The following is a 597-nucleotide window of genomic DNA, read 5'->3' on the forward strand; positions in this document are numbered from 1 at the left end:
GAAGTTCGCCGGGCCGATGGGCATGGCATCGTCGGTTCTTTATCAGAAACTGACCGCCGAGGTGCAATTCGAGCGACAGCGAATGAAAGCTTCGGGGCAGGCGCGTGTCGGTCAGCTATTCCCGCCGCCGTTGCGCGAAATCAATCATCAAAATGAAACCCGGCGCGGCAATGTCGACGAAAGCCGCAACGCCACTCAACCCGAAGGGTTGTTGCGTGCGCTGTTCGACGATCAGGTGCACGACTCCCGTGCCTGGTTTTTGTACACACGGGGACGTGAGTGGTTCGGCAGCTACTTCGGCGAACGCATGGTGTTTTTCGGCGAGGCCGGCCGTCGCGACCTGGCGCTGTATGACGAGAAAGGTGAAGTGCTGGCGCGCACCAACCCGAATGCCGGACCTGCCGGCGCCGCGCAACCTGTTGTGCTGGACGCCGAGCAGTTGGCCAAGGCCATGCAAGACATCGATGCGCTGTGGGAAGCGTTCCATGCCCAGGCTGGTGAGGTGAAAAATGCATCGGCCTGAGCCTTTTATAAGAAGCGAGGTACAGGATTGCAGGCCTCAGTTCAAAGCCCGCCCATGGCGCGAGCGGGCCGCTG

Annotated in this window: 1 pseudogene; it reads left to right on the plus strand. The window is 60.8% G+C overall.

Features of this window, described 5'->3' with window-relative positions:
• Window positions 1–523, plus strand: a pseudogene (locus NPS56_RS30980) (T6SS phospholipase effector Tle1-like catalytic domain-containing protein); the annotation flags it as partial.
• Between the last annotated feature and the right edge of the window lie 74 nt (window positions 524–597).

It is taken from the genome of Pseudomonas putida, from assembly GCF_028682635.1.
GTDB classification, from domain to species: domain Bacteria; phylum Pseudomonadota; class Gammaproteobacteria; order Pseudomonadales; family Pseudomonadaceae; genus Aquipseudomonas; species Aquipseudomonas putida_AE.